The organism is Nocardioides sp. DN36 (assembly GCF_055380375.1).
Window position 1 is genome coordinate 4,185,725 of the sequence record NZ_AP043823.1, and the last position, 20,561, is coordinate 4,206,285.

19 protein-coding genes are annotated in these 20,561 nt (G+C 73.6%); 12 read left to right on the plus strand and 7 right to left on the minus strand.

The genetic code is table 11. The annotated features are described in order from the left end of the window. Positions 1-52: 52 nt before the first annotated feature. Entirely contained in the window at positions 53-547 is a 495-nt protein-coding gene (locus ACZ43H_RS21090) for a cupin domain-containing protein (protein WP_464586219.1), read from the minus strand. Between the two features lie 324 nt (positions 548-871). Between ACZ43H_RS21090 and ACZ43H_RS21095 the strand changes: the two genes are divergently transcribed. The 8 genes from ACZ43H_RS21095 to ACZ43H_RS21130 all read left to right on the plus strand — a co-directional run bounded on the left by ACZ43H_RS21095 (position 872) and on the right by ACZ43H_RS21130 (position 8,299). Continuing rightward, the gene (locus tag ACZ43H_RS21095; RefSeq protein ID WP_464586221.1) at positions 872-1,156 is read left to right on the plus strand and encodes a DUF2218 domain-containing protein; all 285 of its coding nucleotides are present in this window, start codon (positions 872-874) and stop codon (positions 1,154-1,156) included. Positions 1,157-1,257: 101 nt separating this feature from the next. After that, positions 1,258-1,647 carry a phage holin family protein gene (locus tag ACZ43H_RS21100; RefSeq protein WP_464586223.1) on the plus strand — a complete coding sequence of 130 codons (390 nt, stop codon included), beginning with the start codon at positions 1,258-1,260 and terminating at the stop codon, positions 1,645-1,647. 49 nt (positions 1,648-1,696) lie between these two features. Further along, positions 1,697-2,443, plus strand: a complete 747-nt coding sequence (locus tag ACZ43H_RS21105; protein WP_464586225.1) for an ABC transporter permease — start codon at positions 1,697-1,699, stop codon at positions 2,441-2,443. 110 nt (positions 2,444-2,553) lie between these two features. After that, positions 2,554-4,155 carry a phospholipase D family protein gene (locus tag ACZ43H_RS21110; protein WP_464586227.1) on the plus strand — a complete coding sequence of 534 codons (1,602 nt, stop codon included), beginning with the start codon at positions 2,554-2,556 and terminating at the stop codon, positions 4,153-4,155. A gap of 133 nt (positions 4,156-4,288) precedes the next feature. After that, complete coding sequence (locus tag ACZ43H_RS21115; RefSeq protein ID WP_464586229.1) at positions 4,289-5,395, plus strand: glycerophosphodiester phosphodiesterase; 1,107 nt, start codon at positions 4,289-4,291, stop codon at positions 5,393-5,395. A 79-nt stretch (positions 5,396-5,474) separates the two neighbouring features. After that, positions 5,475-6,269, plus strand: coding sequence for a crotonase/enoyl-CoA hydratase family protein (locus tag ACZ43H_RS21120; protein WP_464586231.1), 795 nt, complete (start codon positions 5,475-5,477; stop codon positions 6,267-6,269). Next, on the plus strand, positions 6,266-7,837 hold the full coding sequence (locus tag ACZ43H_RS21125; protein WP_464586233.1) for a PQQ-binding-like beta-propeller repeat protein: 1,572 nt from the start codon (positions 6,266-6,268) through the stop codon (positions 7,835-7,837). The genes ACZ43H_RS21120 and ACZ43H_RS21125 overlap by 4 nt, the downstream gene beginning before the upstream one ends. 120 nt (positions 7,838-7,957) lie before the next feature. Next, a complete protein-coding gene (locus ACZ43H_RS21130) occupies positions 7,958-8,299 on the plus strand; it encodes a hypothetical protein (RefSeq protein WP_464586235.1) in 342 nt (113 codons plus the stop codon). Between the two features lie 5 nt (positions 8,300-8,304). Here ACZ43H_RS21130 and ACZ43H_RS21135 read toward each other — a convergent pair whose 3' ends face one another. Beyond that, entirely contained in the window at positions 8,305-9,249 is a 945-nt protein-coding gene (locus tag ACZ43H_RS21135) for an oxidoreductase (protein ID WP_464586237.1), read from the minus strand. Then, entirely contained in the window at positions 9,246-10,061 is an 816-nt protein-coding gene (locus ACZ43H_RS21140; protein WP_464586239.1) for a maleylpyruvate isomerase family mycothiol-dependent enzyme, read from the minus strand. The genes ACZ43H_RS21135 and ACZ43H_RS21140 overlap by 4 nt, the downstream gene beginning before the upstream one ends. Before the next feature lie 298 nt (positions 10,062-10,359). Here ACZ43H_RS21140 and ACZ43H_RS21145 point away from each other — a divergent pair, with 298 nt between their 5' ends. Further along, the gene (locus tag ACZ43H_RS21145) at positions 10,360-12,153 is read left to right on the plus strand and encodes an NHL domain-containing thioredoxin family protein (protein ID WP_464586240.1); all 1,794 of its coding nucleotides are present in this window, start codon (positions 10,360-10,362) and stop codon (positions 12,151-12,153) included. A gap of 38 nt (positions 12,154-12,191) precedes the next feature. Here ACZ43H_RS21145 and ACZ43H_RS21150 read toward each other — a convergent pair whose 3' ends face one another. Further along, on the minus strand, positions 12,192-12,794 hold the full coding sequence (locus ACZ43H_RS21150; RefSeq protein WP_464586242.1) for a LysE/ArgO family amino acid transporter: 603 nt from the start codon (positions 12,792-12,794) through the stop codon (positions 12,192-12,194). A gap of 23 nt (positions 12,795-12,817) precedes the next feature. Next, positions 12,818-13,024 carry a DUF6458 family protein gene (locus ACZ43H_RS21155; RefSeq protein WP_464586244.1) on the minus strand — a complete coding sequence of 69 codons (207 nt, stop codon included), beginning with the start codon at positions 13,022-13,024 and terminating at the stop codon, positions 12,818-12,820. Between the two features lie 177 nt (positions 13,025-13,201). Here ACZ43H_RS21155 and ACZ43H_RS21160 point away from each other — a divergent pair, with 177 nt between their 5' ends. Continuing rightward, on the plus strand, positions 13,202-15,970 hold the full coding sequence (locus tag ACZ43H_RS21160; protein WP_464586246.1) for a cation-translocating P-type ATPase: 2,769 nt from the start codon (positions 13,202-13,204) through the stop codon (positions 15,968-15,970). Positions 15,971-15,979: 9 nt separating this feature from the next. Here the strand turns inward: ACZ43H_RS21160 and ACZ43H_RS21165 are convergent, their stop codons facing one another. Then, a complete protein-coding gene (locus ACZ43H_RS21165) occupies positions 15,980-17,854 on the minus strand; it encodes an acyl-CoA dehydrogenase (RefSeq protein WP_464586248.1) in 1,875 nt (624 codons plus the stop codon). A 208-nt stretch (positions 17,855-18,062) separates the two neighbouring features. Here ACZ43H_RS21165 and ACZ43H_RS21170 point away from each other — a divergent pair, with 208 nt between their 5' ends. Together ACZ43H_RS21170 and ACZ43H_RS21175 are read left to right on the plus strand one after the other, a co-directional pair. Continuing rightward, positions 18,063-18,962 (plus strand): sulfite exporter TauE/SafE family protein, encoded by a 900-nt coding sequence (locus ACZ43H_RS21170; RefSeq protein WP_464586249.1) that lies wholly within the window; start codon positions 18,063-18,065, stop codon positions 18,960-18,962. A gap of 41 nt (positions 18,963-19,003) precedes the next feature. Beyond that, positions 19,004-19,462 (plus strand): RrF2 family transcriptional regulator, encoded by a 459-nt coding sequence (locus tag ACZ43H_RS21175; protein ID WP_379179817.1) that lies wholly within the window; start codon positions 19,004-19,006, stop codon positions 19,460-19,462. Between the two features lie 4 nt (positions 19,463-19,466). On the opposite strand, the gene ACZ43H_RS21180 is transcribed toward ACZ43H_RS21175, so the two are convergent. Then, the gene (locus tag ACZ43H_RS21180; RefSeq protein WP_464586251.1) at positions 19,467-20,561 is read right to left on the minus strand and encodes a hypothetical protein; all 1,095 of its coding nucleotides are present in this window, start codon (positions 20,559-20,561) and stop codon (positions 19,467-19,469) included.

Consider the following 20,561-nt stretch of genomic DNA (forward strand, 5'->3'; position numbering starts at 1 on the left):
CTCCTCGGTCGGGGTCGCGCCCGGTGGAGAGCGGTCGCCCCGAGCCTAGCCGTCAGGAGACGTAGTGGTTGTCGTGCTCCTCGAAGAACGCCTGCAGCTTCTCCTGGCTCGGCTGCCACCGGCCCTCGGCCAGCTCGACCAGCCCCTCGAAGTACGCCTCGCGGGGCGCGCCGGGTGCGAACAGGATGAGCAGGGACGCCGGCTCCCCGGACTCGTTGCGGAAGCCGTGCAGGCCGCCCTCGGGGACGTAGGCGAAGTCGCCCGGGTGCGAGTCGACCCAGCTGGTGCCGTCGTACAGCTTCACGGTCCCCGACAGCACGAAGAACGACTCGCTGATCGTGCGGTGGAAGTGGGCGTCGGCGCCCCCGGGCTGCGGCCCCATGTCCCAGCGGTAGAGGCCGAACCGGCCCCCGGTCGACGCGCCGGTCGCGAGGTAGTGGGCGGCACCGCCTCCGGGGCGCGGCAGCTCGGCGGGGGTGCCGACGGGACGGAACCGGGCGCTGACCTCGCCGCCGTCGCCGAGGTACCGGGGGTCGGGGTAGGACATGGGAGGACGGTACGGCGTACCTGAGGGGGTGGACCTGACCCGGATGGGGCAATTGCCCGATGTCCCGGGGCCGTCTTAGGGGGAGCGTGGGGGTCATGAATCCTTTCTCAGCAAACCCGTCCCTCGCCATCACCTACGCGCGGCACACGGTCGACGACCGCGTCCGGGCCGCCGAGGAGGTCCGGCTCACCCGTCGGGCACCACGGTCCCCGGGCCCTGTTGCTCGGCGCCGCCGCGGTGCATGATTCGTGCTCACACCGGAGCGCGGACGGCATACGGGTCGCGCCGGTGGGTACAGATCGACGGCACATGAGGGGGCACCAGATGACGACCGTCAACGGGAGCATGGCGACCGACCGGCCCGAGCGCTACGCCAAGCAGCTCGTCAGCCACTGGTCCGAGCGCGGGCCGGTGTCGACCGAGTCCGGCGCCACCGTCCAGCGCTGGAACACCGGGCAGGTGCTCGTCCTCACGCCGGTCGACGGCGCCCTCGAGGTCGAGCTCAGCGTCCCCGACGGCGACGACGCCGCGCGGTTCGCCCAGGTCGTCAAGGACCACCTCGAGCGGTTCGGCCAGCGCGAGGAGCTCAACGTCGTCTGGCACCTCTGAGACGCCGGTCGCCACCGGCGGTCTCCGCTGCCGGGTGATCACCAGCCACACCAGGACCTTGGGCACTGTTCACCGCCGTCCCGGGCTCCTAGGTTCCGGACATGATCAGGCTGCTCATCGGCGCGGGCATCAGGCTGCTCGCCAACGCCGTCGGGCTCGTCGTCGCGGCGGTCGTGCTCGACGACATGACGATCACCGGCGCGGCGTTCGTCGTCGCGGTGCTGATCTTCACGGTCGTCGAGGTGGTCGCCGACCCACTGCTCACCAAGATCGCCCTCACCAGCGTCCCGGCGCTCCGCGGCGGCGTCGCGCTGGTCACGACCTTCGTGGGGCTGGTGATCACCGCGGCCGTCTCCGACGGACTCTCCATCAGCGGGACCACGACCTGGATCCTCGCCACCCTGATCGTGTGGCTCGCGGCCCTGCTCGCCGCGCTGATCCTGCCCGTGTTCCTGGTCAAGAAGACCGTCGACAACCGCCGGGCGGCGTAGGGCACCCCGCCGAGGACCCACCGGCGCCGGCGAGGGGCACAATGCCCCGGTGAGCTCCGTCGCCGACTACGCCTGGTTCGGCGCCGGGCTGCTCGCGATGACCGGCCTGACGCTGGGCGTCGCCCGCTGGGCCGGGGTCGGCCTCGGGCTCCTCCCGCTCTCCGCGATCGCTCGCGCCACGGTCCAGCTCACCGTGATCGCCCTGCTGCTCCGCGGCATCCTCAGCGTCCCGTGGACGGTGGCAGGGTTCGTCCTGCTGATGCTCAGCACCGCCTCGTGGACCGCGGCCGGCCGGCTCCGCGACCTCTGGCACGGGCGTCGTACGGCGCTCCTCGGCGTGCTGACGGGCGCGCTGCTCACCCTGGTCGTGGTCTTCGGCCTGCGGCTCGTGGACCTCCAGGTCCGCTACCTGGTGGCGGTGGGCGGCATCATCATCGGGAACTCGATGACCGCGGCCACCCTCGCCGGCCGCAACTTCCTGCGGGGCTCCCGCGCCCGGCGCGACGAGATCGAGGCCTGGCTCTCCCTCGGGGCCACCCCGGCGCAGGCCCACGAGGCGATCGGGCGCGAGGCGGTGCGCGAGTCGCTGCTCCCGACGCTCGACCAGACCCGGTCCACCGGCCTGGTCACGCTGCCGGGCGCCTTCGTGGGCGCCCTGTTCGGCGGCGCGAGCCCCGCGACCGCGGCCCAGTTCCAGCTGGTCGTCCTGGCCGGCATCGCGCTGACGATGACCGTCACCGGCGTGGTGGTCACCCGCCTCGCCGGGCGCACGCCGTACGTCGTCGCCGGCGGTTGAGCACGGCCGCCTGGTTCGGGGCCGCCTGGTTCGGGGCCGGAGGTGTGGGCGCGGGGGTCGTCGGGCAGGGTGGGTGGGTGCCGGACCCCCGAGAAGTGACGCAGGAACCCGTGCAGGACCCCACCGCCTGGCTGCTCACGCAGTCCGAGCGCGGCAACCCCCTGACCAGCCTGGACGACCAGCACCCGGGGGACCGGGCGTGGTCGGAGGGCAACCTGGTCCGCCCGCTCGTCCACGGGGCGACCTACTTCGCCGAGCTGTTCGAGCGGATCGAGGCCACCCGGGCGGGCGACCTCATCTTCTTCACCGACTGGCAGGGCGACGCCGACGAGCGACTGACCGGCGAGCCGGGCAGCGAGGTCGTCGAGGTGCTGGCGCGCGCCGACGAGCGCGGCGTGGACGTGCGGGGCCTGGTGTGGCGCTCGCACGCGGAGGCGTTCGGCTTCACGTCCGGGCAGAACCGGCTGCTCGGTCGCCGGCTGCAACGGCGGGGCGCGGAGGCGCTGCTGGACATGCGCGTGCGCCTGGGCGGGTCCCACCACCAGAAGATGCTGGTGATCAGGCACCGCGACGACCGCTCCCGCGACGTCGCCTACGTGGGGGGCATCGACCTGTGCCACTCGCGTCGCGACGACGCCGACCACCACGGCGACCCGCAGGCGATGGACCTCGCGGAGGAGTACGGCGACACCCCGCCCTGGCACGACATCCAGGCCGCCGTCAGCGGGCCGGCCGTGCACGACGTGGAGACGGTCTTCCGGGAGCGTTGGCTGGACCCGACCCCGCTGAGCCGCAGCCCGCTGCGCTACCTCAAGGACCGGGTGGGCGGGATGGACCTCGACCCGGACCCGCTGCCGGAGCAGGCGCCCCCGCCGCCCCCGGTCGAGGGTGGGACCCACGCCGTCCAGCTGCTGCGGACCTACCCCGACCTGCGCCTGGACCGCGACTACCCGTTCGCCAACGGTGGGGAGCGCAGCGTGGCGCGCGGCTACACCAAGGCGCTGTCGCGGGCCCGACGGCTGGTCTACGTCGAGGACCAGTACCTCTGGGGCCACCACGTGGGTGACGTCTTCACCCAAGCGCTCCGCGACCACCCGGACCTGCACGTCGTCGCGGTCGTCCCGCAGCACCCCGACCGGGACGGCGCGGTCACCCGCACCCCGCAGCTGCTGGGCCGGCGCCGGGCGATGCTCCAGATGATGGCGGCGGCGCCCGACCGGGTCGCGGTCTACGGGATCGAGAACCACGCCGGCACCCCGGTCTACGTCCACGCCAAGTGCTGCCTGGTCGACGACACCTGGGCGACCATCGGCTCGGACAACTTCAACCGGCGCTCGTGGACCCACGACTCCGAGCTGTCCGCGGTCGTGGTCGACCAGGGCGAGGACCCGCACGCCTACGCCCGCCGGTTGCGGCTGACGCTGGCCGCCGAGCACCTCGACCGGCAGGTGGACTCGGACGAGGAGCTGCTCGACGTGCTGGACGACTGTGTCTCGCCCGAGGGGTTCTTCGCGGCGTACGCCGAGACCGCGGCCGCGCTCGACGCCTGGCACGAGGGCGGCCGGGTCGGCCCGCGGCCGCCCGGTCGGCTGCGCCGGCTCGAGCCGCCGGAGCTCGGACGGCTGACCCGGGCGCTGGCGCTGCCGGTCTACCTCACCGTGCACGACCCCGACGGCCGGCCCCGCTCGCTGCGCCGTCGCGACGCCTTCTGACCCGCGCGGCCCCGGGTGCGTCGGGGCGCAGTGCGCCGGGGCGCACCCTGGGCCGCACGACGCTCGCCGCGGAGACATCCGGGGTTCACGCACCCCTCCCCTCCGGGTCATCTGGCCCCGGTGGGGTCGGGGCATGACATCTCGGACCATCGCCCCTGTCCTCGCCGGCCTGCTCGCCGCCGGCCTCCCCCTCTCCCTGACCGGAACCGCCCACGCCGAGTCCCCGAAGGCGCACGCCCGCGAGGTGACCACGCCGATCGTGGTGGCCCACCGTGGTGCATCCGGCTACCGCCCCGAGCACACCCTGGCCGCCTACCGGCTGGCGATCGACCTCGGCGCCGACTACATCGAGCCGGACCTGGTCTCCACGAAGGACGGCGTCCTCGTCGCGCGGCACGAGAACGACCTGACCGGCACCACCGACGTGGCCGACCACCCCGAGTTCGCCGACCGCAGGACGACGAAGACCATCGACGGCAAGCAGGTCACCGGCTGGTTCAGCGAGGACTTCACCCTCGCCGAGCTCAAGACCCTGCGCGCCAAGGAGCGGCTGCCCCAGGTGCGTCCCGGCAACACCAGGTACGACGGCCGCTACGAGGTGCCCACCTTCGCCGAGGTCCTCGCCCTGGTGAAGCGCGAGGAGAAGCGCACCGGCCGCACGATCGGGGTCGCCCCGGAGACCAAGCACCCGTCGTACTTCGACTCGATCGGCCTGTCGCTCGAGGAGCCGATGCTGCGCACGCTGAAGCGCTTCCACCTCGACAACCGCAACGACGAGGTGCTCATCCAGTCCTTCGAGGTCGGCAACCTCGAGCAGCTGGACGCGATGACCGACCTGCCGCTCGAGCAGCTCACCGATGCCACCGGCGGCCCGGCCGACCAGCCGGGCACGACGTACGCCGACATGGTCACCCCGGCGGGCCTGAAGCAGATCTCGACCTACGCCGACTGGGTCGGTCCGAACAAGGACCAGGTGCTCCCGCGCGACCCGGCGACCGGCGCCACCGGGGAGCCCAGCGCCCTCGTCGACGACGCGCATGACGCGGGGCTGGAGGTGGTCATCTACACGCTGCGCGACGAGAACCAGTTCATGGCCACCAACTTCCGCCGGGGCACCGACCCGAACGCCAAGGGCGACATCCGCGCCGAGATCACCGCGTTCCTCGACGCCGGCGTGGACGGGCTGTTCGCCGACTACACCGACTCGGCGGTGGACGCACGGGACGCCTGGCTCTCCTGACCGACGGTGTGACCGGGTCGTGTGCCCCAGAACGCGTCATACCGCGGCGTGGGGCACACGACCCTCTTACGCTTCTGCCATGAGCACGGTGACCTGCACGGTGGAGGACGGCGTCGCGCAGGTCCGGCTGGCCCGGCCCGACAAGCTCAACGCGCTGACCCTCGACACCCTCGACGACCTGGTCGCCACGGCCCACCGGTTGCGTCGGGACCGCACGCTGCGCGCGGTCGTGGTCGCGGGGGAGGGCGACGCGTTCTGCGCCGGCCTCGACTTCGCCACGGTGCTCAAGGAGCCCGCGCGCATCGTGACCAGCTTCGTGCCGCGGCCCTGGCGTGGGACCAACACGTTCCAGGAGGCCTGCTGGGCCTGGCGGAGGCTGCCGGTCCCGGTCGTCGCGGCGGTGCACGGCCACTGCCTGGGCGGCGGCCTGCAGATCGCGCTCGCCGCCGACTTCCGGTTCGCCACCCCCGACTCGCGCTGGTCGGTGCTCGAGGGCAGGTGGGGGATCATCCCGGACATGTCGGGCATCCGCAGCCTGGCCCAGCTGGTCGGCATCGACACCGCCAAGCGGCTCACCATGACCGCCGAGACGATCACCGGGGAGCAGGCGGCGGAGCTGGGACTGGTCACCGGGCTCGCCGACGACCCGCTGGCGGCCGCGGCCGAGCTGGTCGACCGGTTGCGGGAGCGCTCGCCGGACCAGCTCGCGGCCGCCAAGCGGCTCTTCGACGACACCTGGACGGCGAGCCCGCGGCGTACCTTCGCCCGCGAGCGCGTCGAGCAGGCCCGCCTCCTGGTCGCCCGCAACACCAAGGTCGCCCGCGAAGCGGCGTTCCGCAAGCTCACGCCGGAGTTCGGGCCCAGGGGTCGATGAGGTTCCAGCGCACGCTCGCCCTGCTCGGGGTGGGCCTCCTCTGGCTCGCGATCGGGCCGTGGGTGGTGCCGGCCGCGCTGGCGGCCCTGCTCGTCCCGCGCGTGCGCGCGTGGCTGCGCCCCACCTGGCGGGTCGCCGCGTCCGTCACGGCCGGCGTGCTCGCCCTGACCGGGCTGGTGGTGCTGGTGCCGGACGGCTGGCTGCCGATGCCGCCGGGGCCCGGCGCGCTGGTGACGCCGGGCTACGTCGGGCGGCCGGCCGCCGTCCGTCCGCTGCAGGTGGACGTCCCGCAGCATCCCCACCTCGCGCCCGTCGGCCGGGGCTCGGCGCGCGGCGACGGCGGCGCCAGCGACACCTACCCGTGGGCGGGGCCGCTGGGGGAGTCGCCGGAGGTCGACACCTCGTGGCTCGGGCTCGAGGAGTGCCCGGGCCTCACGGCGGACTCCCACGACCGGCTCGTCGCGCTCTGCAGCGACCGGAGCGGGCCGGTGCTGCAGGTGATCGACCCCGACTCGATGAACCCGGTCGCCACCAAGCAGCTGCCGGCCGGGAAGGCGCCCGACGATCGTTGTGCCCGCGACTTCCACCTCGACGAGGACGACCGGGTGGTGCTCGCGACCCGGGACCGGCGGGTGCTGGTCGTCGCGACCGCCGACGCCGACGGGGACCCCGACCTCACCACCGAGGCGAGCTACGACCTCTCCGACCGGGTACCCGACGACGACTGCGTGGTCGCCCTGCTGCCGGACTGGGACGGCTCGCTCTGGTGGGCGACCACGAAGGGCCGGGTCGGCACCCTCGACCCGAGGTCCGGACGCACCCGCGTGCTCGACCTGGGGCAGCGGATCACCCGCCCCTTCGCCGTCGACCGCTCGGGCGCCTTCGTGGTCACCGACGAGGCGCTCTACCGGCTGGGTGCGGACGACTCCGGGCGTCCCCGGGTGGCCTGGCAGACGGCGTACGACCGGGGCGGCGAGCACAAGTCCGGGCAGCCCAGCCAGGGCAGCGGCACCTCACCGACGCTGCTGCCCGGCGGGCTGGTCGCGATCACCGACAACGCCGACCCGCGGATGCACGTGCAGTTCTACGACACCGGCTCGGGCGACCTGGTGTGCGAGGAGCCCGTCTTCGACGACGACGAGAGCGCCACCGGCAGCTCGCTGGTCTCGGTCGGCACCGGCGTGGTGGTCGAGAACAACCACGGGTACGCCGGGCCGCTGAGCACCGTGCTCGGCCGGACCAGCGACGGCGGGCTCGCCCGGGTCGACGTCGGCGGGGGGAAGTGCTCGGTGCGCTGGACCTCCGACCAGGTCGCCCCGTCCTCGGGCCCGAAGCTGTCGCTGGCCACCGGGCTGCTCTACACCTGGACCAAGCCGCACAGCTGGTGGGGCGCGGACGCGTGGTACCTCACCGCCCTCGACGTCCGCACCGGCCGTCGGGTGTTCGCCGTGCGCACCGGGCTGGGCATGCTCCGCAACAACGACCACGCCACGATCACGCTCACCCGCGACGGCTCGGCCTACGTCGGCACGCTCGGGGGGCTGGTCCGGGTCCGCGACCGCTCCTGACCCTGCCCTCCCAAGTCCGTTCCAAGCCGACGCCATCCCGGCTCCATGCCGTCTCCATGCGCCCGGTGATGACCTCGTCCTGCCACCCCGACCGGGGTCGGCGGAGCCGAGGAGGACGTCATGGGTGCGGAGCCGACGCGGAGCCTGCGGTCACTGCTGGTACGGCGCACGGTGGGCAACCTCGCGGTGGCCGCGCTGGGCCTGGGGGCCTGGTCCGTCGCGGTCACCGCGGGCGACCAGACCGCGGCCGGTGCCACGCGACCCGACCTCGACCGGCCCACGCGGGCGGAGGTGCTCGTCGAGCGGCACGACTGCTGGACGGGCGAGGCGCCCGACGGCGTCGTCCCGAGCCGGGCCGTGGTGACCCGGCCGGGTGAGAGGGCTCGGATCGTGCCGGCCCGGGTCGGGTTCGACATCTGGCTCGAGGGCAAGCCCGGCGTGCTGCACGCCTTCTGCCCGTGAGCGGTTCAGGGGTAGCGGATCCCCGTCGTCTCCTCGCTGATGTCCCACAGCCGGCGCTGGGCCGCCTCGTCGCGGGCGAGCTTCGTGCTGGCCACCACGGTCGGCAGGCCCCGCTGCTCGGCCCACCCGCTGGGTCCGCAGTACGTCGAGCCCGGCAGGTCGGCGGTGGCCGCCATCAGCGTCGGCCAGGCGCCCATCTCGGCCGGCTGGGCGACGGCCCGGACGGCCGCGTCGAGGATGGAGGCGACCCCGCCGCCGGTCCGGCCGTACCGGCCGTTCACGACCAGGTGCGTGCCCGCGAACCCGGGGTGTGCGGCCAGCGCCTTGACGGGGAGCTCGGCGCGGCGCGCACGCCGGTCCAGCTCGTAGGTGAACAGCAGGTTGGCCAGCTTGGACCGGCCGTACGTCGGCCAGCGCGAGTAGCGGGAGCCGTCGCGCTGCCGCGGGTCCCCCAGCGGCGCCGACCGGGCGGTCCGGTGCATCAGCGAGCTGACGGTCACCACCGTGGCCGCCTCGCTCGCGACCAGCTGCGGCAGCAGGAGTCCGGTCAGCAGGAACGGCCCGAAGTGGTTGGTCGCCATCTGCAGCTCGAGGCCGTCGACGGTGCGGTGGTACGGCGTGGCCATCACGCCGGCGTTGTTGACCAGGACGTCGATGGGACCGAGCCCGGCGGCCTCGTCGGCGGCCCGGCGCACCGACGAGAGGTCGGCGAGGTCGACCTGCAGCTGGGCGAGCTCGGCGGTGTGGACCTCCTCCCGGATCGCCTTCTCGGTCTCCGAGAGCCGCTCCGGCGTCCGCCCGGCGAGCACGACGCGCGCGCCCCGGCGGGCCAGCTCGAGCGCGGTGCGGTGGCCCAGCCCGCCCAGGGTCGTGCCGGTCACCAGCACCGTTCGCCCGGCCTGGTCGGGGATGTCCTCGATGCGCCAGAGGTCGGCGGCCGCCCGGGTCACGGGGTGACCGCGAACGCGTCGAGGACCCGCCGGCCGAGCTCCTGGTCCCCGGTCACCTCGACCGAGTCCGGGTCGGGGGCGCAGCGGCCCCCGGCCAGCACGACGAACGCCTCGCGCTCCAGCCGCAGCCGCACGGTCGGGTCCGCCGGGATGCTCGGCAGCGGCGCGCCACGCCCGGCGTCGTCGACGGCGTACGCGACCGGCTCCTGGCCGCCCACCTCCAGCACGGCGGTGGTGCCGGCCGGCGCCCCGGCCCGCTTGGCCAGCACGAAGCCCAGGCTCTCGGCGAGGTACGCCGCGGTGTGCCGGGCGCCCGCGGAGTCCATGCCGCCGGGCAGGTCGACGGCGCGGCGGATGTCCTGCTCGTGCATCCACAGGTCGAGCGGCCGGTTGCGCAGCAGCCGCTCCCAGTCCCACGGCACGCCGCCGAAGATCCGCTCGGGTTTCGCGGCCGCGTCGGTCGGCGGGTCGGCCAGCAGCGCGGTGTGCCGCGCGGTGGCGGCCTCCCGGATCTCGTTGATCAACTCGTCGGGGGTGCGGTCGCGGCGGGCGACCACACCCTGCTCGGTGTAGAGCCCCATCAGGCCGGTCACGTGCTCGGGCTCGCCGACCTCGACCGTCTCCTCCGGCGCGCCGGCCAGGACGGCCTCGAGGTGGGCGATGTGCGCGGCCACGGCGTGCACGTCCCACCCGGCGAGGTCGGTGGGTGCGTGCCACTGCTCGGCGGGGACCTGCTCGAGCAGGTCGAGGAAGTCGTTGACCGCCTGCCACCACACGTCGACGTACCCGGCCAGTCGTTCCCGATCGGTCATGGGCGGCAGCCTAGACGGCGCCGGTGAGCCGGCCGGTCGCGGTCAGGCCGCGGGTGCGTTCGGCTACTCGCGCCCGCTCTTCTTCGCCAGGGTCACCAGGACGAAGGAGAGCAACGCGACGATGGCGACGATGATGATGAGGGCCTTCATCTCGACAGCCTTGCCGACGCGCACCGGTCCCGCCTCGTCCTCCGTGGAGGATGCGCCCGCGGCAGCCCAGAGGGGTGCCTGTGGGGCCGGGTGTCCACGGGTGCGCCCGGGCCGCACCGCGAGCTGTCCGACGCGCGACAATGGAGGGGTGCGTGTACGTGCCCCCGAGCTCGCCGGCCGCGGCTGGCTGAACACCGACGGATCCCTGTCCCTGACCGACCTGCGCGGGCGCTTCGTGCTGCTCGACTTCTGGACGTTCTGCTGCATCAACTGCCTGCACGTCCTCGACGAGCTGCGCCCCGTGGAGGAGAAGTACGCCGACGAGCTGGTCGTCATCGGCGTGCACTCCCCGAAGTTCGTCCACGAGGCCGACCCGGTCGCGCTCGCCCAGGCCGTCGAGCGCTACGGCGTGCACCACCCCGTCCTCGACGACCCCGAGCTGGTCACCTGGCAGGCCTACACCGCCCGTGCCTGGCCGACCCTCGTGCTCGTCGACCCGGAGGGGTACGTCGTCGCGCAGTACGCCGGCGAGGGCCACGCACACGCGATCGACGCGCTGCTGGCCGACCTGGTCGAGGAGCACCGCGCCAAGGGGACGCTCCAGCCGGGCGACTCGCCGTACGTCCCGCCCACGGTGGAGCCCACGGACCTGCGCTTCCCGGCCAAGGCGGTCCGCCTCGACGACGGCCGTGTGCTCGTCGCCGACGCCGGCCACGACGAGGTGGTCGAGCTCGACGCAGAGGACCGCGTGCTGCGCCGGTTCGCCGGCTTCCGCGAGCCGAACGGCCTGTGCCTGCTGCCCGCCGACGTCGCCGCCGAGGTGGGGTACGACGTCGTGGTCGCCGACACCGTCCACCACCAGCTGCGCGGCATCGCCCTGGAGTCCGGTGAGGTGACCGTGCTCGCCGGGGACGGGACCCAGTGGTTTCGAGACGCCTCGTCCCTCGGCTCCTCGACCCCAGGGATGCCCGTGGGCGACGGCACCGACCGGCTCTCCAGCCCGTGGGACGTCGCCTGGTGGCAGGACCGGGTCTGGGTCGCGATGGCCGGCATCCACCAGCTCTGGACCTTCGACCCGCGCACCGGCGAGGTCGAGGTCGCGGCCGGCACCACCAACGAGGGCCTGCTCGACGGCCCGGCCCCCGAGGCGTGGTTCGCGCAGACCTCCGGCCTGGCGCCGGACGGCGACCGGCTCTGGATCGCGGACAGCGAGACCTCGTCGCTGCGGTGGGTCGACGGCTCGTCGTCGGTCGGCCCGGTCGAGATCCGCACCGCGGTCGGGTCCGGGCTCTTCGAGTTCGGGTTCCGCGACGGCGCCGCCGACCAGGCGCTGCTGCAGCACCCGCTCGGCGTGACCGTGCTGCCCGACGGCAGCGTCGCGGTCTGCGACACCTACAACGGCGCGGTCCGCCGTTTCGACCCCGCGACCGGCACCATGTCCACGCTCGCGACCGGGCTGGCCGAGCCCAGCGGTGCGTTCGTGGCCGGCGAGCACCTCGTGGTCGTCGAGTCGGGAGCCCACCGGCTGACCCGGGTCGCGCTGGGTGCCGTGGCCACCACGACCGACGGCTTCGCGCACACGACCCAGCGGCCGGTCACCGAGGTCGCGGCTGCCTTCGAGCTGGTGGTGTCGTTCGAGCCGCCGCCGGGGCAGAAGGTCGACGACCGGTTCGGCCCGCCCTCGCAGCTGGTCGTCGAGGCCACACCCCCGGCGCTGATCCGCGAGGGCGCCGGCCGCGGCACCGACCTGACCCGCACGATCACCCTCGACCCGGGCGTCGGCGAGGGCGTCCTCCACATCGCCGCCCGCGCCGCCTCCTGCGACGAGGACGGCGGTGAGGGCGCGGCCTGCCGGATGCACCAGCAGGACTGGGGCGTGCCGGTGCGGATCGGCGCCGACGGCGAGGCCGAGCTGGTCCTCCCGCTCGGCGGCGCCGGCTGACCCGCCGAGCCGGCGCAAGAAGAGACACGGTGGCCCGGTCAGCCGAGAGCGAGGCGTACGGCGATCGCGAGCATCACCAGCCCGATCGCGACGTCGAGCACCTGCCAGGCCCGCGGCCGGGCCAGCAGCCGCGAGGCGAGCCGGGCGCCGTACCCCAGCCCGGTGAACCACGCCGCGCTCGCCACGCAGGCGCCGAGCGCGAACCACCACCGGCCCGTCGCCCCCTCGTGGTTGGCGATCGAGCCGAGCAGCAGCACGGTGTCGAGGTAGACGTGCGGGTTGAGCCAGGTGAGCGCGAAGGCGCGGCCGAGGGCGCCACGCCGCGAGGTGGTGCCGGCTCCGGAGGCGCGCAGCGACTCGGTGTGCCGCGCCCGCAACAGCGAGCCCACGCCGTACCACCCCAGGAACGCCACGCCGAGCCAGCGCACGACCGTGATCGCCCACGGCGCCTGCTCCACGATCCTGCCGATCCCGGCCACGCCGGCGACGATCAGCACCACGTCCGAGACGGTGCAGACGAGCACGACCACGCCGACGTGCTCGCGGGCCAGCCCCTGGCGCAGCACGTAGGCGTTCTGCGCGCCGATCGCGACGATCAGGGACAGGCCGGTGAGCAGTCCGGTCAGGGTCGCGTCGAGCACCAGCCCACGCTAGGGCCTCTGCCTCAGCTGTAGTTGCGCTCCTCGACGTGGGTCCGGGACCGGCGCTGCGCGACCAGCGGCAGCAGCAGCCCGAGGATCCCGACCACGACGCAGATCCAGCCCACGGTGGTGGTGGCGACGACGTCGTCGACCGCACGGGGCAGGTCGACGGCTCCGGTGACGAGGACGAGCCCGACGACGAGCAGGATGATGCCGGCTCCGAAACCCATGACTGACTCCCTGGTTCTGACGGCCGACGGGGGTGCGGCCACCGTGGCCGGAGTCTGCCCGCGTCCCGGCACCGGGAAACGCGACCGGCGCCCGCACGCGCCCCGCTGACCTTCGACCCTGCCCCGGCACCCCGCGACCGGTTCTGCTGGGAGCCACCGACGTGGAGAGGGGACCGGGTGAGCGAGACGCCGCACCGGATCGACCCCGAGGAGGCCCTCGACCGGCTGCTGCGCGACCTGCGCAGCCACCGCGAGGGCCTGACCGGTCGCGAGGCCGCCCGTCGCCTCGAGGTGAGCGGACCCAACGAGCTGGTACGCCGGCGCGGGCGGACCTGGCCAGGGCAGCTGGGCCGTCAGCTGGTGCATCCGCTGGCACTGCTGCTGTGGGTGGCGGCGGTCCTCGCCTGGGTCGGCGGCACGCCGCCGCTGGCGCTGGCCATCGTGTTCGTGGTGGTGATCAACGCGCTCTTCGCCTTCGTGCAGGAGCGGCACGCCGAGCAGGCGGTCGAGGCGCTGACGGCGTACCTGCCGCCCCAGGCGACCGTGCGCCGCGACGGCGAGGTGCGCACGGTCGACGCGCGCGACCTGGTGCCGGGCGACGTCATCGTGGTGGTCGAGGGCGACCGGGTGTCGGCCGACGCCCGGCTGCTGTCGGGATCCGTGGAGATGGACATCTCCACCCTGACCGGGGAGTCGATGCCGGTGCTGCGCGCCCCGCTGACCGGGTTCCACCACGGCCCGTTGCTGGAGGCCGCGGACATCGTCTTCAGCGGGACGAACTGCACGCAGGGGGAGGCGACCGCGGTCGTCTTCGCCACCGGCATGAGCACCGAGCTCGGGCGGATCGCTGCGCTGTCCCAGCGCAGCGAGTACCAGGAGAGCCCGCTCGAGAAGCAGGTGAAGCGGGTCGCCCGCCTGATCGCCCTGGTCGCCCTCGGCCTGGGGCTGGGGTTCATCCCCCTCGGGACGCTGCTGGCCGGCCTCAGCCTCCAGGACGCCGTGAACTTCGCGATCGGCCTGCTCGTGGCCAACGTGCCCGAGGGCCTGCTGCCCACGATCACCCTGGCACTCGCGCTCGGCGTCCGGGTGCTCGCCCGGGAAGGGGCGCTGGTCAAGCGGATCTCCGCGGTGGAGACCCTCGGCTCGACCAGCGTGATCTGCACCGACAAGACCGGCACGCTGACGCTCAACAGCATGCGGACCGTGCGGGTCTGGACGGCCGGGGGCGAGCTCGACCTCCTCGGCCGGCACTCCACCACCCCGTCCGAGCTGCTGCGTCGGCTCGCGACCGCTGGCAGCGTCTGCAACAACGCCCGCTGGGACCCCGCCGACCCGGAGCGGAAGCAGGGGGACCCGACCGAGCTGGCCCTGCTCTACCTCGCCACCGACGTGGGCGTGCCGTCGACCGTCGACCACCCCACCCGGCGCGCCCAGTTCCACTTCGACCCCGTGCTGCGGCGGATGTCGACCGTCGACCTCGTCGACGGTCGGCTGCTGCTGCGGGCCAAGGGCGCCCCCGAGGAGCTGCTGCCGCGGTGCACGCGGGTGGCGACCGGGACCGGGGAGACCGGGACCGGGGACACCGGGCTCGACGAGGCGCGCCGACGCGAGGTGGCCGCGCTGACCGACCGCTGGGCCGAGCACGGCCTGCGCGTGCTGACCCTGGCCGAGCGGACGCTCCCGGGCACGGACGCCTCCGGCCTGTCCCGCGAGGAGGCCGAGTCCGGGTTGACGCTGCTGGGCCTGGTCGCCATGGTCGACCCGCCGCGCAAGGAGGTGCGCGACGCCGTGGCGCGCTGCCACACCGCCGGCATCCGGTTGCTGGTCGTCACCGGCGACCACGGCCTCACCGCGAGGGCGATCGCGCAGCAGGTCGGCATCGGTGACGAGCACACCCGGGTGGTCACCGGTGCGGAGCTCGAGGTGATGCCCGAGGCCGACCTCGACACGCTGCTGGCCGAGAACCGCGAGCTGGTCTTCGCCCGGAGCTCCCCGGAGGCGAAGCTGCGGATCGCCGACGCCCTGCAGCACCAGGGCCACGTGGTGGCGATGACCGGTGACGGCGTGAACGACGCGCCGGCGCTGCGCAAGGCCGGCATCGGGGTGGCCATGGGCCGGTCGGGCACCGACGTGGCCCGCGAGGCCGCGACCATGGTGCTCACCGACGACAACTTCGCGACGATCGTGACCGCGGTCGAGGCGGGGCGCCGGGTCTACGACAACGTCCGCAAGTTCATCGTCTACATCTTCGCGCACGCCACCCCGGAGGCCGTGCCCTTCCTGGTCTATGCCCTCTCGGGAGGGCAGGTCCCGCTGCCGCTCACCGTGATGCAGATCCTCGCGATCGACCTCGGCACCGAGACGCTCCCCGCGCTGGCCCTGGGCCGGGAGCCGGCGGAGCCGGGCATCATGCAGCGTCCTCCGCGACGCCGCGGCCAAGGGGTCATCGACGGCCCGATGCTGTTCCGTGCGTGGGGCCTGATGGGCGGGGTCTCGGCCGCCCTGGTGCTGCTGCTGTTCCTGTCCACCCTCGTGCAGGGCGGGTGGAGCCTCGGCGACGACGTCTCGTCGGGGTCGTCGCTGCACCACGTGTGGGTCCAGGCCACGACGATGAGCTTCCTCGGGATCGTGGCCTGCCAGATCGGGACGGCCGTCGCCTCCCGCACCGAGCACGCGTCCCTGTGGCAGATCGGGCTGTTCAGCAACCCCCTGCTGCTGTGGGGCATCGCCTTCGAGGTGGCCTTCGCCGCCTGCGTGGTCCTGGTGCCGTGGCTGCAGCCGATCTTCGGCACCACCGCCCCGCAGGCGTGGCAGGTCGTCGCGCTGCTGCCGCTGCCGGTCCTGGTGTGGGGCGCCGACGAGCTCTGGCGTCGGTCCCGTCGGCGTCCCGCCCCGGACACGACTCGACCCGCCCGGTCCGTGGGACGCGAGCGGGTCGAGGCGTGAGGCGTCAGGTCAGAACGCGGACTCGTCGAGGTCCATCAGCGACAGGTCGGTCGCCTCGGCGATGGCGCGCTCGGCGGTGAGGCGCGGCAGGTTGGTGCGCGCGAAGAACTGCGCGGCCGCGACCTTGCCCTCGTAGAACGTCTTGTCCTTGCCCGGGTCCCCACCGAGCTTCTCCAGCGCGACCTCGGCCTGGCGCAGCAGCAGCCAGGCGCAGACGACGTCGCCGAGCACCATCAGCAGGCGGGTGGTGTTGAGCCCGACCTTGTAGATGTTGCGCAGGTCGCCGCCCTCGGCGCTGGCGTCGGCCGACATCAGGTCGTTGATCATCGCGCCCACGATGGCGTTGGCGTCCTCGAGGGCGGTCGCGAGCAGCGCCCGCTCGACCTTGAGCCGACCGTTGCCCGCCTCGCTGGCGATGAACGACTGGATCTCGCCGGCCAGGTGGCCCAGCGCCTTGCCCTGGTCCTTGACGATCTTGCGGAAGAAGAAGTCCTGGCCCTGGATGGCGGTGGTGCCCTCGTAGAGCGTGTCGATCTTCGCGTCGCGGACGTACTGCTCGAGCGGGTACTCCTGCAGGAAGCCCGAGCCACCGAAGGTCTGCAGCGACTCGGTGCCCAGCAGCACCCACGAGCGCTCCGAGCCGTAGCCCTTGACGATCGGGAGCAGCAGGTCGTTGACCTTCTCGGCCAGCTCGTCGCGCTCACCGGCGTGCTCGGCCAGCATCACCTTGTCCTGCCACGAGGCGGTGTAGAGCACCAGCGCGCGCATGGCCTCCGCGAACGACTTCTGCGTCATCAGCGAGCGACGCACGTCCGGGTGGTGGGTGATGGTGACGCGAGGCGCGGTCTTGTCGGCCGCCTGGGTGAGGTCGGCGCCCTGCACGCGCTCCTTGGCGAAGTCCAGCGCGTTGAGGTAGCCGGTCGACAGGGTGGCGATCGCCTTCGTGCCGACCATCATCCGGGCGTTCTCGATGACCTGGAACATCTGCGCGATGCCGTCGTGCACCTCGCCGAGCAGCCAGCCCCGGGCCGGCTCGCCGCCGCCCACGGCGCTGTCGCCGAAGGTCAGCTCGCAGGTGTTGGACACCTTGATGCCCATCTTGTGCTCGACGTTGGTGACGTAGACGCCGTTGCGCTCGCCGGTCAGCTCGCCGGTCTCGTGGTCGAAGTGGATCTTCGGGACGATGAACAGCGAGAGGCCCTTGGTGCCCGGGCCGCCGGCGCCCTCGACGCCCACCGGGCGGGCGAGGACGAGGTGGATGATGTTCTCGCACAGGTCGGACTCGGCCGAGGTGATGAAGCGCTTGACGCCCTCGATGTTCCACGAGCCGTCGTCGTTCGGCGTGGCCTTGGTGCGGCCGGCGCCCACGTCGGAGCCGGCGTCGGGCTCGGTCAGCACCATGGAGGTGTTCCAGCCGCGGTCCACGATGTGCTGGGCGATGCGCTTGTCACGGTCGTTGCCGTTGCGGTGCACGACGCCCGCGAACGCCGGACCTGCGGCGTACATCCACACCGGCGCGTTGGCGCCGAGCACCATCTCGCCGATCGCCCAGACCAGGCTGGACGGGGCGGGCGTGCCGCCGAGCTCCTCGTTGATCTGCAGGCGCCAGAACTCGGCGTCCATCCAGGCCTGGTAGCTCTTCTTGAAGGACTCCGGGATCGGGGCCTCGTTGGTCTTCGGGTCGAACACCGGCGGGTTGCGGTCGCTGTCCTCGTACGACGCGGCGAGGTCCTCGCGAGAGAGCCGGTCGACCTCGGCCAGCACCTCGCGCGCGGTTGCGCCGTCGACCTCCGCGAACGGGCCGGTGCCCAGCACGTCGTCGCGACCGAGCACCTCGAAGAGGTTGAACTCGATGTCGCGGAGGTTGCTCTTGTAGTGGCTCACGGATCCACCTTCTCGATGTCGGGGAGCCGGTCAGCACCAGTTCTACTGGCCGGTAACTTCAATGATAGAAGCGCGTTTCGGGCGAAGCAAGGCGGGGTGACCCGCGTCTCCGGGTCGCAGCGAGGGGCGCCGGCGGCGCCCACCGTTGACAGGGATCGCGAATTGTCTACTAATTAGAACGACAAAGTATCTAATCCGGAGGTGTGTCGTGCGCACGCTCGTCGTCCTCGCCCTCACCGGGCTGGTGGCGCAGCTGGTCGACGGCGCGCTCGGCATGGGGTACGGCGTCACCTCCTCGACCCTGCTGCTCGCGGGCGGCCTGAGCCCGGCGGCCGCGTCCGCTGCGGTCCACTTCTCCGAGATCGGCACGTCGCTCGTCTCGGGCATCTCGCACCTCACGTTGGGCAACACCGACTGGCGGGTCGTCGGGATCCTCGCGGTGCCCGGCTTCGTGGGTGCGTTCGTCGGCGCCACCTTCCTGGTCAGCCTGGACGCCGACGTCGCGGTGCCCGTCGTGGCCGCGCTGCTGCTCGTCCTCGGCGGCTACGTCACCTGGCGCTTCCTGTCGGTGGGTCCGGGGCGGCTGCGGTTCCGGGGCCGCCCCGGTGCCCGGTTGCTGGCGCCGGTCGGGCTGCTCGCCGGCGCCCTCGACGCCATCGGTGGCGGCGGCTGGGGGCCGGTCGGCACCACCACGCTGCTGTCGTCGGGGCGGCTGGAGCCGCGCAAGGTCATCGGCTCCGTCGACACCGCCGAGTTCGTCGTGTCCGTCGGCGGGTCCCTCGGGTTCCTGGTCGCCCTCGGTCGCCAGGGGGTCGACTGGGCCTTCGTCGGCGCGCTGCTCGTCGGCGGCTGCCTCGCCGCGCCGGTGGCGGCGCTGGTGGTGCGCTACCTCCCGGCCCGGGTGCTCGGCGTCAGCGCCGGCGGCCTGATCGTGCTGACCAACCTGACCACCCTGGGCGCCTGGTTCGACGCCTCGGGCGTCACCCGCGGCCTGCTGGCCGCCGTCGTCTTCACCCTGTGGGTGCTGTGGGTGGCGTGGGCGGTCAAGCTCGAGCAGGCGGACGCCGAACGCGTCGCCCGGAGGAGTCCGACGCACGCCACCGCCTGATGGTCGAGTGTCTGGATCGACAAATCTGACAGACTGCACCCATGCGGGTTTCAGCCAAGTCCGACTACGCGCTGCGCGCACTCATCGAGATGGCAGCACGCCAGGACGGTCGCGCGGTCAGCGCCGAGGAGCTCGGCCGGCTCCAGGAGATCCCGCACGGCTTCCTCCAGGCCATCCTCGCGGACCTGCGCAAGGCCGGCATCGTGATCTCCCAGCGCGGCCAGTCCGGCGGCTGGCGGATGGGTCGTGACCCCGAGACGGTCTCCGTCGCCGACGTGATCCGGGCCGTCGACGGGCCGCTGGTCTCCGTCTACGGCCTGCGCCCGGAGGCGGTCAGCTACAACGAGTCCGCGCAGGTCCTCCAGCACGTGTGGATCGCCGCCCGGCGCTCGCTGCGCGACGTGTTCGAGCAGGTCTCGATCCAGCAGCTCGCCGACGGCAAGCTTCCCCGCGCGGTCACCACCCGGACCGCCGATGAGGACGCCTGGCAGCCGCACTGAGCCGTCAGGAGGCTCGGGTCAGTCGCGGTGCGAGCCGCAGCCGCCGCGTCTCCAGGGACCGGTTGCGGGCCTCGAGCTCGGCGGCGCGCTGACGCAGCCGGGTGGTCTCGACCACCAGGTCCGCGAGGGCGTCGGTCGTCCGGGCCAGCACGTCCTCCAGCGCCGGCCCGCCCTCGGGGCCGTCCGCGACCGGCTCGGCCGGGGCGAGGTCGGCGAGGTCCCCGATGACGGCGTACCCGCTGGCCGTCACCTGGCGGCTCCAGAGGAGGGCGATCGCCCGCAGCTCGGCGTACGCCGTGGCCGGCGGGACGGCGCGTGGCCCGCTCCAGGCGGCGTCCCCCAGGTAGTGGGCGACCGCCTCCCGGTGCTCCACCGGCCCGAGCCGGCCGTCGAGGGCGTCGTTGAGCCCGCGGGCGACCGCGGCGGCGACGTCGTCGAGCGACATCTCGTCGTGGGGCAGGGCGAGCGGCTCGAAGCCGACCAGCTCGCCCAGGGTCTGCCAGATCGCCGGCCGCGGGTCGTGGGCCCCGGCCGGGGGGACGACGACGTGCACGCGGCGTGGGTCGCCGAGGGCGGCGGCCCAGCGCGCGGCCACCGCCGTCAGGTCGGCCGTCGCCCAGAACTCCCGCGCCTGCGGGTGGTCGCGGGCAGGGTCGAGCACCCGGCGCCGGAACCGGGCGTACGACGTCGTGCCGCCCGCCGCGAGGACGCGACGCCACCCGGAGGCCAGCTGCGACGCGGGGTCGGTCGCGGTGACGAGGACGTGCACGTCGAACCCGGCGAGCCCGTCGAGCAGCAGGGCCACCTGCTCGGGGGTGGCGGCGGCGAGCAGCTCGTGGCCGAGCACCACCGGGCCCTTCTCGCGGTGCGCGCGGCGGCAGATCGCTGCCCAGCTGCCCTCGACGTCCCTGCGTCGGAGGCCGTGGGTCCGGTGCCGGCGCGTGATCTCCAGCGCGGCCCGGAGCATCTCGTCGGCCCCGGCGGGGGCGCAGATGCCCTGGGCGCGCAGGGCCTCGGTGTGCCTGGCGAGGGCAGCGGGGACGGTGTCCCCGCCGGTCCCGGGCAGTCCGACGTGGAGGTGGACGGTGCGTCGTGCCAT